At 54.4% G+C, this 14016-nt stretch carries 15 protein-coding genes; 8 read left to right on the forward strand and 7 right to left on the reverse strand.

Features of this window, described 5'->3' with window-relative positions; all coding sequences use genetic code 11:
- Positions 1 to 57 precede the first annotated feature (57 nt).
- The 4 genes from AC8GFP_RS04670 to yihA form a co-directional block, all read right to left on the reverse strand.
- Positions 58 to 675: a class I SAM-dependent methyltransferase gene (locus tag AC8GFP_RS04670; RefSeq protein ID WP_506611406.1), complete on the reverse strand. Its 618-nt coding sequence runs from the start codon at positions 673 to 675 to the stop codon at positions 58 to 60.
- A gap of 301 nt (positions 676 to 976) precedes the next feature.
- Complete coding sequence (locus AC8GFP_RS04675) at positions 977 to 2092, reverse strand: rhamnan synthesis F family protein (protein WP_506610754.1); 1116 nt, start codon at positions 2090 to 2092, stop codon at positions 977 to 979.
- Between the two features lie 19 nt (positions 2093 to 2111).
- Positions 2112 to 3023 (reverse strand): alpha/beta fold hydrolase, encoded by a 912-nt coding sequence (locus AC8GFP_RS04680; RefSeq protein ID WP_506610756.1) that lies wholly within the window; start codon positions 3021 to 3023, stop codon positions 2112 to 2114.
- Positions 3020 to 3694 carry a ribosome biogenesis GTP-binding protein YihA/YsxC gene (gene yihA, locus AC8GFP_RS04685; RefSeq protein ID WP_506610758.1) on the reverse strand — a complete coding sequence of 225 codons (675 nt, stop codon included), beginning with the start codon at positions 3692 to 3694 and terminating at the stop codon, positions 3020 to 3022. The genes AC8GFP_RS04680 and yihA overlap by 4 nt, the downstream gene beginning before the upstream one ends.
- Before the next feature lie 82 nt (positions 3695 to 3776).
- Here yihA and AC8GFP_RS04690 point away from each other — a divergent pair, with 82 nt between their 5' ends.
- From AC8GFP_RS04690 to msrQ, 3 genes are all read left to right on the forward strand, one after another.
- Entirely contained in the window at positions 3777 to 4403 is a 627-nt protein-coding gene (locus AC8GFP_RS04690) for a c-type cytochrome (RefSeq protein WP_506610760.1), read from the forward strand.
- A 65-nt stretch (positions 4404 to 4468) separates the two neighbouring features.
- The gene (gene msrP / locus AC8GFP_RS04695) at positions 4469 to 5449 is read left to right on the forward strand and encodes a protein-methionine-sulfoxide reductase catalytic subunit MsrP (RefSeq protein WP_506610763.1); all 981 of its coding nucleotides are present in this window, start codon (positions 4469 to 4471) and stop codon (positions 5447 to 5449) included.
- Positions 5450 to 5451: 2 nt separating this feature from the next.
- On the forward strand, positions 5452 to 6054 hold the full coding sequence (gene msrQ, locus AC8GFP_RS04700; protein ID WP_506610765.1) for a protein-methionine-sulfoxide reductase heme-binding subunit MsrQ: 603 nt from the start codon (positions 5452 to 5454) through the stop codon (positions 6052 to 6054).
- A gap of 15 nt (positions 6055 to 6069) precedes the next feature.
- Here msrQ and lysA read toward each other — a convergent pair whose 3' ends face one another.
- Positions 6070 to 7344: a diaminopimelate decarboxylase gene (lysA, locus tag AC8GFP_RS04705; RefSeq protein ID WP_506610767.1), complete on the reverse strand. Its 1275-nt coding sequence runs from the start codon at positions 7342 to 7344 to the stop codon at positions 6070 to 6072.
- Positions 7341 to 7499: an LPS translocon maturation chaperone LptM gene (lptM, locus tag AC8GFP_RS04710; protein WP_506610768.1), complete on the reverse strand. Its 159-nt coding sequence runs from the start codon at positions 7497 to 7499 to the stop codon at positions 7341 to 7343. The genes lysA and lptM overlap by 4 nt, the downstream gene beginning before the upstream one ends.
- A 73-nt stretch (positions 7500 to 7572) precedes the next feature.
- On the opposite strand from lptM, the gene cyaY reads away from it, so the two are divergent.
- Positions 7573 to 7905 (forward strand): iron donor protein CyaY, encoded by a 333-nt coding sequence (cyaY, locus tag AC8GFP_RS04715; protein WP_506610770.1) that lies wholly within the window; start codon positions 7573 to 7575, stop codon positions 7903 to 7905.
- Position 7906: 1 nt separating this feature from the next.
- Here cyaY and AC8GFP_RS04720 read toward each other — a convergent pair whose 3' ends face one another.
- Complete coding sequence (locus AC8GFP_RS04720) at positions 7907 to 10288, reverse strand: penicillin-binding protein 1A (protein WP_506610772.1); 2382 nt, start codon at positions 10286 to 10288, stop codon at positions 7907 to 7909.
- 134 nt (positions 10289 to 10422) lie between these two features.
- Between AC8GFP_RS04720 and AC8GFP_RS04725 the strand changes: the two genes are divergently transcribed.
- From AC8GFP_RS04725 to AC8GFP_RS04740, 4 genes are all read left to right on the forward strand, one after another.
- On the forward strand, positions 10423 to 11118 hold the full coding sequence (locus tag AC8GFP_RS04725; protein WP_506610774.1) for a hypothetical protein: 696 nt from the start codon (positions 10423 to 10425) through the stop codon (positions 11116 to 11118).
- Positions 11115 to 11663 carry a PilN family protein gene (locus AC8GFP_RS04730; protein WP_506610776.1) on the forward strand — a complete coding sequence of 183 codons (549 nt, stop codon included), beginning with the start codon at positions 11115 to 11117 and terminating at the stop codon, positions 11661 to 11663. The genes AC8GFP_RS04725 and AC8GFP_RS04730 overlap by 4 nt, the downstream gene beginning before the upstream one ends.
- Complete coding sequence (locus AC8GFP_RS04735; protein ID WP_506610778.1) at positions 11660 to 12691, forward strand: pilus assembly protein PilP; 1032 nt, start codon at positions 11660 to 11662, stop codon at positions 12689 to 12691. The genes AC8GFP_RS04730 and AC8GFP_RS04735 overlap by 4 nt, the downstream gene beginning before the upstream one ends.
- A 140-nt stretch (positions 12692 to 12831) precedes the next feature.
- Positions 12832 to 14016 carry a type IV pilus secretin PilQ gene (locus AC8GFP_RS04740; RefSeq protein ID WP_506610780.1) on the forward strand — a complete coding sequence of 395 codons (1185 nt, stop codon included), beginning with the start codon at positions 12832 to 12834 and terminating at the stop codon, positions 14014 to 14016.

The raw sequence follows: 14016 nt of genomic DNA on the forward strand, positions 1-14016 counted from the left end.
ATTTAATGTCAATATAACTCCCATTGATTAAAATCAAAATATATATTAGCGAATGACTTATTTTTGAAGATTTGGTTCAGGATATCGGGTTTTATCAACTATATCATCAACAAGAACTTGTGACCAATTAAAGTTTTCAATATCATAATTCTTTTTACACAGTATTTCACTATGGCAATAAAGCTCTTTTACTCTCTTATATCTGTGTGCTTGGTCAGAATGATGGGTGAAATAACCCCCCATCGGGTTACTCATCCCCTTTTCAATCAATTCAAAACCTAATGCATTGTTGAAGAGGGCTCTTAGTCCCATATCAGAAAATTGAAAAAAATTCCAAGGTCTTTCATGGGACCTAAAAGAAAAGTGAGTTTCAATGAAAACGTAACCACCTATTTTTAAACATTTTTGGATTTGTATTGCTACTTCCCAAGGTGCATATAAATGCTCAAAAACTGCCGAAGAAAAAATCAGGTCGAAACGCTGTGTACGGTCAAAGTAGGTACTTAATTTATGGGCATCGCCAACAATATCTACATTCTCTCCAGGATAAAAATCAAACCCAATATAATTGGCTTTATCAAACATAGATTTGTAATTTGAACCAGTAACATTACGCGAGCCAATTTCAAGTATTCTAAAACCTGGTTTATTAAAGTTATCTGATAAATAGCCAATCCATTATTCATGTGAAACATTTTTTGGAGGGCTAATGTCAACTTTTTTTAATTGAAATGGAAGAGTTGCGACGACTCCGAAAGCTCGTTTCAAAATAATAAATAAGGAATAAAAAATTTTTCTCATGCTATGCCTTCTATAAATATATTTTGTTCAGAATGGATTGCTTATTATAGACGTTCATTTTGCAAGCTAACTGACATTGAAGAGGTTGTTATATCGATTGAATAAAAAACAAAATAAATTTAATGATTTCAAAGCTATATAGAAAATATTGATGATAATAAATTTTTGATTTAAATTAACTCTTAATTGATTCTAATTTATTTTTTAATTCGTCAATTATTAAATAATTTAAATTTTTAGGTTCATTGTAGAGAATTTTTTCATAAATTTTCGCCATGGCAATCAAATTCGAATAATCCCCAGATTTCTTGATGTATGAAACACCAAAATGTTGGATGGCAACAATTGGCGCTGACGCCAAAATATTTTGTTTGTCAGTTAAATCAAAAATCAGGTTGATGGCATCAGTTTTCCAGTTTGAATCATCCCGAAAACTATGAATACAGTGTTTCTGCTTGAAAATAAGGCCGTCATCGACTGCACATAGACTTTTTAGAACATCGAATAATTCTGATGTTGTCATTCCTAAGATTAATTGATCAAGCATGGCTCGGCTAAACATTGCGTGAGATTGAATTTGGTTGTCATTCATGACCTTCGAAAAAAACCGCTCACCTTGCCTGATGGTTTTATATTTATTGCTGGTTATTTTATATTGGCTCCAAAATGCATGAAATGCGGGATTGGATAAAGCTGGTTCCTTAAGAAGCCAAAAAAAGGAACCCATAAATGGAGGCTTGAAACTGCGATTTTTAACAGATCTTGACTGGTCCACTTGCAATGCGCCAACAAAATCAGCCGGAGCATTTTCCATTTTATTGATTGTTTGGTCATCTTCAAAAATTGGAAACCAAATACTGTCGTTGATGATTATTAAAAATTCAGGGCTTATGTTCAAAGTATTTAGAAGCCAAATGCCGTCGCGGTATCCGCCAAAATCATATCCAAAATTTGGTCTGATTAATACTTTCCAAGAAGTTCTTTTCAAGTTGTCTAGGTCGACTGAAAGCAACGCAGAATTGCTAACTACCAAGGGCAAATATCCTTGACTAACAAAATGTTTGCATGTGTGGATGATTGATGGAGCAATGCCATTGGGTTGGAAAATCAAAAAAATAGCAATCTTATTTGTGTTGGATGATATTTCGCCATCCAGCACTGTCAATTTATTGATTCTATGTTTATCGTAATGCCATCGCAAAAAAGGTTCATAAAAAAACTCAATCAATGCTTTGACCTGTTGTTTGATTCGATTAACTTCGCGTTTAAATTTATAAATAAAATATTTCATGCAAGTAATTAGCTATATCTTAAAGACTGGAAGCATGAATTTGAATCAACCCCGCCACCCGCCCCGGTTGCTCATGCACCAACCAATGCGTGCCTTCTTCAATTTTGTGCAGCGTGAGTTGCGGCACATAAGCCTCTAAACCTTCAATCAGTCCAGGTGGCAAAGCGATGTCTTGCATGCCCCAAATCACCAGGGTGGGCACACCAATGTGTAGCATCTCGGCGGGCAAGCTGATGGCTTGGGCTGCGGGGTCTTCCGCACGCGGTGGTCGCAGGGGCGAGGCGCGGTAGTAATTCAGTGCGCCTGTCAGGCCCTGGTTCCACACCGCGCGGTACTTGTCTTTTTCAGTCGTGGTCAACCAAGCGTGTGGGCCGGTGTCGGCACCCATGTTGGTGAAAAACGCCCACAAACGGCGGTAGTCGTCTTCGGCCAACAGCGCTTCTGCGTCGGGTCGAATCAGGAAATTCATGTAAGCGCTCGAGGCTTGTTGCGCGGGGCTGCTTTGCAGTTCACGCAAAAACGTGCCGGGGTGGGGCGAGTTGATGATGACCAAGCGCTGCAACAGCTTGGGATGTTGGTTGGCAAAATTCCAGGCCACAGCACCGCCCCAGTCGTGTGCCACCAAGGCGGCCATCGGGCCCTCACAGCCCAAGGCGGTTTTCAGGGCCGCAATGTCTTGCACCAAATGCTTGGCCCGGTAGGCGCTCACGTCGGTGGGGCTGCTCGAACCGGCATAGCCGCGCAAATTCGGTGCCACACAAAAATAGCCGCCGTTCTCTGCTTGGCTGAAATGGGTCAGCAGCTCGTCCCACACAAACGCTGCTTCGGGAAAGCCATGCAAAAACAGCATCAAGGGCTGGCCGGGCGTGCCTGCCAAGCGGCAGTTCAGGCTGATGCCGTGGGGCAGGTCTAGGCGTTGTTCGCGGATCATGCGACTGCCTGTTCGGGGTGGGTCCAGTCCCACAGTTTCAAACTCACCTCTTCCACGCCTTTCTTTTTCAGCGCGGAAAACAAATGCGCCTCGCCGCCGCCCGACTGCAATTTGGCAATCGACAAGGCTTTGTCGCCCTCGGTGCGGTTGAGTTTGTCCGACTTGGTGAGCAGCATCATGAACTTCAGGCCTTCTTCCACCTTGGGGCGAATGACTTCGAGCAAGATTTCATCCAGCTCGGTCACGCCCAATCGCGGGTCGCAAAGCAGCACCACGCCTTTGAGGTTGTCGCGGGTCATCAAATAGTTGGCCATGACCCGTTGCCAACGCACCTTGTCCGCCTTGGGCACGGCGGCGTAGCCGTAGCCGGGCAGGTCGGCCAGCACCGCGTCGGTCTGGTTTTGCCGACCCAGCGCAAACAGGTTGATGTGCTGGGTACGGCCCGGGGTTTTGGAGGCATAGGCCAGCTGGCGCTGCTGGGTCAGGACATTGATACAGGTCGATTTACCCGCATTGGAGCGCCCCACAAAGGCAATTTCGGGCTGCTGGTAGGCCGGCAAATGGTGCAATTGGGCGGCCGTGGTCATGAAACGGGCGGTGTGCAGCCAGCCCACGGCTTGTTTAACGCGGTCTGCGTGCGCCGCATCAACAACGGGGAGGAGAATGGCCATAGGGTGATTCTTTGTTCGCACCCCGAATGGGCGCAGGGGTGCATTGTAGAATCATGGTCAAACCTTTAAACACCGGATTGCCATGACTTTGTTTGCCCGTTTGCTGTTGTCCGCCGCTTGTTTCGGCGTTTTTTCATTTGTTCAGGCTGCTCAACCGTCAGCCGCCCCCAAAGCCGACCCTGCCAAAGGCGCTGCCCTGTACAACGCCGCATGCGTGGCCTGTCATGGTCCCGATGGCAACTCTGGCACGCCCGCCTACCCGAAGTTGTCTCAACAACACCCCGAATACACCGCCAAGCAGTTGGCTGAATTCAAATCGGGCAAGCGTGCCAACGCCGTCATGTTGGGCTTTGCCACCGCCTTGAGCGACGACGACATGCGCAACATTGGCGCCTATTTGGGCAGCGCCAAGGCCAAGCCCGGCTTCGCCAAAGACAAAGAACTGGCCACCTTGGGTGAAAAAATCTACCGTGGCGGCATCGCCGACCGCCAAATCCCCGCTTGCGCCGGTTGCCACAGTCCCAATGGCGCAGGCATCCCAGCCCAATACCCTCGTTTGAGCGGCCAACATGCCGACTACACCGTGTCTCAACTCACCCAGTTCCGTGACGGCGTGCGCAAAAACAGTTTGCAAATGAACCAAGTGGCCGCCAAGTTGAATGACCGGGAAATCAAAGCGGTCGCTGACTACATCGCCGGTTTGAATTAAATTCACCCCGCACCATTGCAAAGGCTGGCCTGGTGCCAGCCTTTTTTCATTCCAGGAGCCCATGCATGTTGATCAAAACCTTTGAAGATGGCTTTGTCCATCCCGTACCCAGCGAAATCACGTCGCCAGAGGTCTACCAAAACCGCCGACAGTGGTTGCTCAGCGCCGGTTTGTCCGGGCTGGCAGCGGCAGGTCTTGAGGCACAAGCGCAAACCGCCCGCCCCGGCGAATTGCCACCCTTGCCAAGCAAGCCATCCCAAGTGGCAGCGGCCATGGCGACGGACACGCTCACACCCTACAAAGACGCCACCACCTACAACAACTTCTACGAGTTCGGCACCGACAAACTCGACCCAGTGCGCAATGTCAAAAATTTTGTCATTTCACCTTGGAGTGTCGAGATTGAAGGCATGGTGAAAAAACCGGGTCGCATCAACCTGGAAGACTTGCTCAAAGTCAGCGCCATGGAAGAGCGTATCTACCGCATGCGCTGTGTCGAAGGCTGGTCGATGGTGATGCCTTGGGTGGGTTATTCGCTGTCGGAACTGATCAAACGGGTGGAGCCCTTGGGCACCGCCAAATTCGTCGAGTTCGTCACGCTGGCCGACCCGAAAACCATGCCCTATGTGGGCTCGCGGGTGCTGAGTTGGCCCTATGTGGAAGGCTTGCGCATGGACGAGGCGATGCACCCGCTCACGCTGCTCACCTTTGGTTTGTATGGCGAGGTGTTGCCCAAACAAAATGGCGCACCCGTGCGCTTGAACGTGCCTTGGAAATACGGTTTTAAAAACGCCAAGAGCATTGTGAAAATCCGTTTCACCGACAAACAACCCGCCACCGCTTGGAACAAAGCCGCAGCGAATGAATACGGCTTTTATTCCAATGTGAATCCGAATGTGGACCATCCGCGTTGGAGCCAGGCCACCGAACGCCGCATTGGCGAAGACGGCTTGCTCACCAAGAAACGCAAAACCCTGATGTTCAATGGCTACGAAGCGCAAGTGGGCCAGTTGTACGCAGGCATGGATTTGGCCAAAAACTTCTGAGCATGAACTGGCGCAACGCCTTGTTGTCAGCCGGGGCCAAACCGGTGTTGGCACTGCTGCTGGCGCTGCCCATGGCGTGGTTGGTTTACGCAACATTCAACAACCTGTTGGGCCCCAATCCGGCCGAAGCCCTGAGCCGACAAACCGGTGACTGGACACTGCGCGGTCTGTGTCTGGTGTTGGCCATCACGCCATTCCGCGTGATGTTGCAAGCGCCGGGCTTGCTGCGCTTGCGCCGCACCGTGGGTGTGGCCACGTTCGTGTATGCCTGTGTGCACCTGCTGTGCTACGCCTGGTTCGACCAAGGTTTTGATCTCACAGACATTTGGCGCGACATCCTCAAGCGGCCCTTCATTTGGCTGGGTTTTTCAGCCTGGGTGTTGATGCTGCCGCTGGCCGCCACCTCATTCAACACCGCCATCCGCAGGCTGGGCGGTCGCCGTTGGCAAGCATTGCATCGGTTGGTCTATGCCGCCGCTTTGTTGTCGGTGCTGCATTTCTTTTGGATGCGCACTGGCAAAAACGACTTTGCTGAAGTCTGGGTCTATGCCGCCATCCTCGGCGGCTTGATGGCTTGGCGGGTCTGGTGGTGGCGACAGCGCTGAATGCCCCAGCGCTGATCAAGGCACCAGCTGCTCGCCCCGCATTTGGTCTTGCACACTCTCACGCTGGCGAATCAAATGCGCTTGTGCGCCGTCCACCAACACTTCAGCGGCGCGACCACGGGTGTTGTAATTGCTGGCCATGCTCATGCAATACGCGCCCGCCGACAGCACGGCCAACAAGTCACCGGCTTGCACGGACAGCGATCGGTCACGGCCAATCCAATCACCGCTTTCACACACGGGGCCGACCACGTCATACACCGCAGCCGAACCACTGCGCACCGAGAGCGGCACGATTTGATGGAAGGCCTCGTACATGGCGGGGCGCGGCAGGTCGTTCATGGCAGCGTCAATGATGCAAAAGTTTTTGGTTTCACCAGGCTTCAAAAACTGCACCTCGCTGAGGCACACGCCTGCATTGCCCACCAGCGAACGACCAGGCTCGATCATCAATTGCCGATCGCCAAAACCACGTTCGTCCAAACGCGCCAACAAACGCGCCCACAGCGCATCGGCCGCCGGTGGCGTGTCGCCGTTGTAATCAATGCCCAAGCCGCCGCCAAAGTCCAGATGGTGGATGGGAATGCCCGCGGCTTCAATCTGCACCACCAAATCCAGCACCTTGTCGACCGCATCCACATAGGGCTCGATGGTGGTGATTTGCGAACCGATGTGGCAGTCGATGCCCACCACTTTCAAGCCCGGCAAGGCGGCCGCATGTTGGTAGGCCTGCAGGGTGCGCTCATGGGCCACGCCAAACTTGTTGCCTTTGAGGCCAGTGGAAATATAGGGGTGTGTTTTGGGGTCCACGTTGGGGTTGACGCGCAAACTCACCGGGGCAGTTGTGCCGCAAGACAGCGCCACCTCATTGAGCACATCCAACTCGGCTTCGCTTTCCACGTTGAAGCATGAAATGCCAGCCTGCAAAGCTTGGCGCATCTCTGCGCGGGTTTTGCCCACACCCGAAAAAATCACATCTTGAGCCTGACCACCAGCAGCCAGAACGCGTTCAAGTTCACCACCCGACACAATGTCAAAGCCACAACCGGCTTGGGCGAACACTTGCAACACCGCCAGCGATGAGTTGGCTTTCATGGCGTAGTGCACTTTGGCGCGGCGTCCTTGAAAGCCGCGTTGGTACGCCGCAAGGGCCGACAACATGGCGGCTTTGGAATAGACAAACAAGGGCGTGCCGTGTTGGGCCGCCAAGTCTTGCAAACGCAAGTCTTCAAGGTGCAAGACGCTGTTGCGGTAGGCTAAAAAAGGAGAGCCGGGCAGGTTGGGGTTCATGGTGGCGGGGGGATCAACACTTGGGGGAACTGCGCCCGGTCTTTGGCATCCGGGTCGGTGGGAATGAACAAAGGACCCTTTTGACCACAGGCTTGCAGCATCAAGGCCATGCCGCATGCAAGGACTAACAGCCTGCCTAGAATCGGTTTTTTCATCGGAGAAATTGTAACGAGCCGCTTTGTGCACGCCGATGCCCAGCCAAGAACACCACCTCAACCTACTGATTGCATGACCGACCTTGAATTCTCCAACCACGCCGAAGCCTTGTTGCAAGCCTTGGAAGCCGCTTGCGACCGTTTGAACGACGATGCCGACAATGATATCGACAACCAACGTGTGGGCGGAATGATCACGCTCACCTTCGCCAACCGCAGTCAAATCATTGTGAACTTGCAGCGCCCCTTGCAAGAGGTGTGGTTGGCCGCCAAGAGCGGCGGTTACCACTACCGCTTTGACGGCCAACATTGGCAAGACACCAAGGGGCAGGGCGAGTTTTGGCAACAGCTCAGTGCTGACGCCACAGTGCAATCAGGTTTGCCCTTGGCGTTTCAAGGGGCCTGATTCACTCTTTGAACAAATCCAAGATTTTCTTTTTCTCAGGGTCTGCGGTGGGCGTTTCTGCCTCGGGCGGCTTGCCATCCACGCCCAAGCTGGTGACACCGCTGCTGTGGGTGTATTCATCGTAGAACCAATCATTGCCCTCAAACACCACACCAGCAGGCACAGGCATGCCAGACACGGGTACGTTTTTCAAAGCATGCTGCATGTAGGTGATCCACACCGGCAGGCTCAAACCACCGCCGGTTTCGCGGTCACCGAGTTTGCGCGGCGTGTCATAGCCAATCCATGTCACCGCCGTCAAGCTGTGGTTGTAGCCCGCAAACCAAGCGTCCATCGAGTCGTTGGTGGTGCCGGTTTTGCCATAAATATCGCTGCGCTTTAACACTTGCTGCGCTTTGGCCGCAGTGCCCGAAAGCGTGACTTCTTGCAACAAATGGCTCATCAAAAACGCGTTGCGCGGTTCGATGGCGCGGGAGCGTTCGTCCAACTCGATGGGGGTGTAGTTGGACAACACCTTGCCCATGGGGTCGGTCACTTTGGTGATCAGGTAGGGCTTGACCAGGTAGCCGCCGTTGGCAAACACCGAGTAGCCCAACGCGACTTGCAAAGGGGTGACCGAACCGGCGCCCAAAGCCATGGTCAAAAAGGGCGGGTGTTTGTCGGTGTCAAAGCCAAAGCGGCCAACCCAACTTTGCGCGGCTTGGGGTCCCACCGCTTGCAGAATGCGGATAGACACCATGTTTTTTGATTTGGCCAAAGCGGTCTTCAGGGGCATGACGCCCTCAAATTTACCGTCGTAGTTTTTCGGCTCCCACGCTTGGCTGCCTGTTTCGCTGGCATCAAAAAACAAAGGCGCATCATTGACCATGGTCGCGGGTGTGAGCCCTTTTTCCAAGGCGGCAGAATAAATGAATGGTTTGAAGCTTGATCCAGGTTGACGCCATGCCTGCGTCACGTGGTTGAACTTGTTCTTGTCGAAATCAAAACCGCCGACCAAAGCGCGAATCGCACCATCATTCGGATCCATGGCCACAAATGCACCCTCAACTTCAGGCAGTTGCGTCAAGGCCCAATCGCCTTTGGGGGTTTGGGCCACCCGCACCACAGCGCCGGGTCGAATTTTGATGTTGGGAGGCGCTTTGTCGGCCAAACCCGATTGAACCGGCTTCAATCCATCGCCAGTGATTTCCAGCATTTCGCTGTTTTGCCGCATGACGCGCACTTTTTTGGGCGCCACTTCAAGCACCACGGCCGCCAGCAAATCGCCTTTGTCGCCTGCCTCAATCAGCGCATCGTCAATGGCATCCTCCAGCTCACGCGGCTGCGTGGGCAAGGTGATGAACTTCTCGGGGCCGCGGTAAATCTGGCGCAACTCGTAGTCCAAGATGCCGCGACGCAGTGCTTGGTAAGCCACTTCTTGGTCGGCAGCCTTGATGGTGGTGTGCACGCTCAAGCCACGGGTGTAAATGTCAGGACCGTATTGGGCAAACATGAGTTGCCGTGCCATCTCTGCCACGTACTCGGCATGCGTGCTGGTGTAACTGGTCAGGCTGCGGATCTTCAACTCTTCCGTTTTGGCAGCCTGCGCCTCTTCCTCGGTAATGAAGCCGTTCTCCAGCATGCGCTCGATGATGTAGAGCTGGCGTGAACGCGCACGCTTGGGGTTGTTGATCGGGTTGAAAGCGGAAGGGGCCTTGGGCAAGCCTGCCAGCATGGCCGCTTCCGCAATGCTCAAGGACTGGATCGGTTTACCAAAATAAGTTTCAGCCGCAGCCGCGAAACCATAGGCCCGGTGGCCTAAAAAAATTTGATTCAAGTAAATTTCAAAAATCTGGTCTTTGCTGAGCAGATGTTCAAGCTTGTAGGTCAGCAGCAGTTCGTAAATTTTGCGGGTGAAGGTTTTCTCGGACGTGAGGTACACGTTGCGGGCCACTTGCATGGTGATGGTGGACGCACCTTGACTTTTGGCGTTGCCGACATTGGCCAAGCTGGCGCGAGCCAAGCCGATGTAATCGACACCACCGTGTCTGTAAAAGCGGGCATCTTCGATGGACAAGACCGCGTTTTTCACCACTGCAGGAATGTCCTTGAAGGGCACGAGCTTGCGCCGCTCTTCGCCAAACTCACCAATCACTTTGCCCTCGACCGAGAACACCCGCATCGACAACTTGGGCCGGTAATCAGCCAATTCGGAAATGTCGGGCAACTGGGGGTAGGCCATGGCCAAAGCCACACTCACCAGCAGCATGATGGCAACCGCACCTGCGGCAGACAAACCCAGAAACCAGACAAAAAAGCTTGCCAGAACCCGCCATAAATTATTGGCAGGGGTGGGTGAAGCGTCTGCTTTGCGTTGCTCAGCAGCGGGGGTTCGAGGGGGCATGGACAGGGACCGGCGTGAAAGCCGCGTAGATCAGATGAAGTGGATTGTAAAAAAAACGCCAGTGCAGCTTAACCCGCCAAGTAGAACCGAGATTTACAACCTGCGCCATGGTTCAACACATCAAGGAGAAACACATGACAAGGCTGTGGGGTTGGCGCGTGCCCAAGCGCGGATTGGGCTTGTTGATGACGGACAACGGCGTGGCCATGGCGCAAAGCCCATCCTCAACCGGAGAAAGCGGCCAGCACTGCGCCTGGCATTGGCAGGGTTGTTCTTTTGAGCCACCCGGAACTGGGGTTGCCTGGCCGCCTGCCGGTCTGGTGCGTCAAGCCTTGGCGACAAGTGGTTTTCAAGCACAAGCCACGGCTTTGGCCGTGCCAGAAGCCGAGCTTCAACGCTTCAGCTTGACGCTGGACGCTGGGCTCAGTGCACGGCAAATGCACCAGGCCATTGCCGCACAACTCACCGGCCTGCTGACGCTTCCCCTGACTGACGCGGTCTGGGACTTTGAAATCAGCGTTCACAAAGCCACCGCCAGCCCGCTACCCGGCAACCAACCGGCGTGGTTGCAAGCTGCCATGCAAACCCAATCCACACTCAGCGCCGATGTGTTGGTCATCACCCGGGCATGGGTCAACACTTGCGAACAATGGTGTCGGGCGGCGGGCTTGCAATTGGTCCGGCTTGAGCCACCGTGGCAAGCCAGTTCCCGCTGGCAGTTGTTCTCGCAACAACACAACAACCCGGCTGCCGAGACATTGGCAGACGTCTTGAGCATTCAACAACAGGCTGTGTTGGGTGGCTTGGCATTGGGTGCGGTGACGCCATGAGTGGCCTGAACTTGATGCCTTGGCGCGAGCGCCGCCGTCAATCAGCCTTGCGCCGCTGGGGCTGGGGAACGGCTTTGATGCTGAGCCTGAGCACCAGTTTGGTGGCCTTCATGGACCAGCATTTGCAATCTTGGCAGCAACAACATGCCCAGCAACAACTTCAATGGACACAAGAACAAGCGCACCTGAAAACACGTTTGGCCGATGCGCCGCTGTGGCAAGGTCGGCTTCGTCAAGCGCAGCAATTGAAGGCCGAGGGCTTGCAGTGGCAGCAGCAGCAACAGCAGGCTTGGCGGGTTTTGACCCGCATCTTGGCTTTGCCACCGCAGGGGGTGCAAATGACGCAGCTGACCTGGCAAGACAAACAAGTGCGTATTCGTGGTTGGGCCGTCAGTGCAGCGCATGTCCAAGCGTGGCAAGACGCGTTGCAGCTGCAACGTGTGGAGTGGCATGAAGCGCAGTGGCGGCATGTCGATGGCTTGGCCATGCGTCAACACGCATTTGTTTTAGAGGGCCGACTCGAGGTCTTGGGTGCAGGCTCATGAACACACGCGGTTGGCGTTCACCTTGGCCGCAATGGCGCACCCATTGGCATGTCTGGCACGCCTGGCCATTGGCGGCCCAGGCCTTGTTGCTGAGTCTTGTCGGCCTGTGTCTGAGCGCAGTGGGCAGTGGACTTTGGTCCGCGCAAGCCTGGCAAGAATGGTGGCATGCGGCCGAGTTGGCAAGCGAACAAGCACAGCATCGTGCACAGTTGCATCAGCAATTGCAGCAGATGCAAAGGGTGCAAACCCAATTGCAAACGCAAGCCCATCCCTTCGGCGGGCCTTGGCCTGCGTGGCAGCCTGTGCCCAACATGGATGAACGCGACACCCAATCCCGCATGTTGAAGCTGGCGCAACAGCACGGTCTGCAGCTGCAAGGCGTCAATGAAGAGGGTGGTCAATGGCGCGGCTCCTTGTCCCAATTGCTGGCGGCCTGTCAAAAGCTGGCGGTGCATTTGCCGCAGCAACGTCTGCTGTCATTGGACCTCCAACGCTTGGAAGAACCCGCCACCGCTGAATCCACCGAGCCATCGTCTGGCTTGCCAAGCACCAGCCGTCCACCGCCTGTGCTGTTGCAAATGCATTGGCAGTGGACCCGCGACGCAGACAAGACGTCGGCCGTGCGACCAAGCGCCAAGGGGGCCACAGCTGGCCACCTGAAAACCGCGGTCACCATCGCGCGGGCTCGGGATGGGGCCCCAGTGCGCCACAACTTGTTTGCAGTCAATGGCTTGGCCATGGCGTTGCCCCCGGCGGTGTCGCAGCACTGGCCAAGCCTGGGTTTACAGGGGCAGCCGGTGCATGAAATGCAATGGATGGGCATGTTGTCCAAAGCCGGTCAGCCCCAAGCCTTGGTGATGCACGGCGGCTTGATTCACAGATTGCAGTTGGGGCAGTCCATGGGGCAAGATTGGGGTCAGGTCGTGCACATCGCCCCAGACCATCTGGTGTTGCGTGAATGGCGTGTCAGTCCTGTGGGGCGATGGCAGCCCCAGACCACGCGCTTTCCAAGCGGCGGTTCACCATGACAGCCCAGCCGTGTGGTTTTCTCCAGACCGTGGCCTCGAGCCAGGCTCATCTCAAACGATGGTGCCTGGGGCTGGTGTGTTGCAGCTGTGTGTGGGCGTCAGCACATGCCACACAGGTGTTCAGCGGGGCGCCCATCAGCATGCAGTTTCAAAAAATTGACTTGCGTGCAGCCCTGCAACTGTTGGCCGATTTCAGTGGCGTCAACCTGGTCTTGGCCGACAACGTGAGTGGCAGCCTGAGCCTGCGCTTGCAAGACGTGCCTTGGGACCAAGCGCTGCACACCATCTTGCAAAGCAAAGGCTTGGGCCAGCAGCGAGAAGGGGATGTGATTTGGGTGGCGCCGCTGGCCGAGTTGGGGGCGCGTGACAAAGTGGCCTTGGAGGCCAAAGCGGCGGTTCAAGTGTTGGAGCCTTTGCGAACCCAAGCCTTCAGCTTGAACTATGCCAAAGCGGTCGACATGATCGGTCCCTTGCTCAGTGGCCCAGCCTTGCCCCCGGCAGGGATGGCTGCACCGAGACTGCTGAGTCAGCGGGGCAGCGCCATGGTCGATGAGCGCACCAATCAGTTGTTTGTCACCGATGTCCCCGAGCGTTTGGCGCAAGTGGCCTTGTTGATTCAACGCATCGATGTGCCGCAACGCCAAGTCTTGATCGAAGCCCGTATCGTGGAAGCGTCAGACAACTTTGCAACGTCATTGGGTGTGCGCTTGATGACCAACAGTGGTGCTGCGAATCTGAACTTGCCAGCCAGTGGCTTTCAAGGCGCCGATGCCGCCAATGTGGCGCTGTCGCTTTTCAACGCCAGCCACAGCCGCCGATTGGGGATAGAACTCTCCGCCTTGGAAGCCGAGGGTTTAGGACGCGTGGTGGCCAGCCCCAAGCTGGTCACTGCCGATCAATCCAAGGCCGTCATCGAGCAGGGCACCGAGTTGCCCTACCAACTCGCAGGCGCCAATGGCGCAGTGTCCATCGCCTTTCGCAAAGCCAATTTGCGTCTAGAGGTGACCCCTCAAATCACACCCGACGGCAGCATCACCATGAATTTGCAAGTGCACAAAGACAGCGTCGGGCAAAGCACGCCTGCAGGGTTTGCCATTGACACCAAGCATGTCAGCACCCAGGTGCGGGTCGAGGATGGTGGCACGGTCATGATTGGCGGCATTTACGAAACCTCTGAGAACAGCAACCGTGCCGGTGTGCCGGGCTTGCGCGAAATGCCCGGTTTCTCATGGTTGTTTGGCAACCGCACACGCCGCCACAGCAAGCAAGAGTTGTTGATATTCCTAAGCCCTAAAATGCTTCAGCAAGGTGCCCCTGCGCCTTGA

It is taken from the genome of Limnohabitans simekii (SeqCode) (genome assembly GCF_965234735.1).
GTDB lineage: Bacteria > Pseudomonadota > Gammaproteobacteria > Burkholderiales > Burkholderiaceae_C > Limnohabitans > Limnohabitans simekii.

Bases quoted from the DNA above. Each gene is read 5' to 3' on its own strand.
- AC8GFP_RS04675 (WP_506610754.1), bottom strand. From the start codon at position 2,092: ATGAAATATTTTATTTATAAATTTAAACGCGAAGTTAATCGAATCAAA.
- AC8GFP_RS04680 (WP_506610756.1), bottom strand. From the start codon at position 3,023: ATGATCCGCGAACAACGCCTAGACCTGCCCCACGGCATCAGCCTGAAC.
- yihA (WP_506610758.1), bottom strand. From the start codon at position 3,694: ATGGCCATTCTCCTCCCCGTTGTTGATGCGGCGCACGCAGACCGCGTT.
- AC8GFP_RS04690 (WP_506610760.1), top strand. From the start codon at position 3,777: ATGACTTTGTTTGCCCGTTTGCTGTTGTCCGCCGCTTGTTTCGGCGTT.
- msrP (WP_506610763.1), top strand. From the start codon at position 4,469: ATGTTGATCAAAACCTTTGAAGATGGCTTTGTCCATCCCGTACCCAGC.
- msrQ (WP_506610765.1), top strand. From the start codon at position 5,452: ATGAACTGGCGCAACGCCTTGTTGTCAGCCGGGGCCAAACCGGTGTTG.
- lysA (WP_506610767.1), bottom strand. From the start codon at position 7,344: ATGAACCCCAACCTGCCCGGCTCTCCTTTTTTAGCCTACCGCAACAGC.
- lptM (WP_506610768.1), bottom strand. From the start codon at position 7,499: ATGAAAAAACCGATTCTAGGCAGGCTGTTAGTCCTTGCATGCGGCATG.
- cyaY (WP_506610770.1), top strand. From the start codon at position 7,573: ATGACCGACCTTGAATTCTCCAACCACGCCGAAGCCTTGTTGCAAGCC.
- AC8GFP_RS04720 (WP_506610772.1), bottom strand. From the start codon at position 10,288: ATGCCCCCTCGAACCCCCGCTGCTGAGCAACGCAAAGCAGACGCTTCA.
- AC8GFP_RS04725 (WP_506610774.1), top strand. From the start codon at position 10,423: ATGACAAGGCTGTGGGGTTGGCGCGTGCCCAAGCGCGGATTGGGCTTG.
- AC8GFP_RS04730 (WP_506610776.1), top strand. From the start codon at position 11,115: ATGAGTGGCCTGAACTTGATGCCTTGGCGCGAGCGCCGCCGTCAATCA.
- AC8GFP_RS04735 (WP_506610778.1), top strand. From the start codon at position 11,660: ATGAACACACGCGGTTGGCGTTCACCTTGGCCGCAATGGCGCACCCAT.
- AC8GFP_RS04740 (WP_506610780.1), top strand. From the start codon at position 12,832: ATGCAGTTTCAAAAAATTGACTTGCGTGCAGCCCTGCAACTGTTGGCC.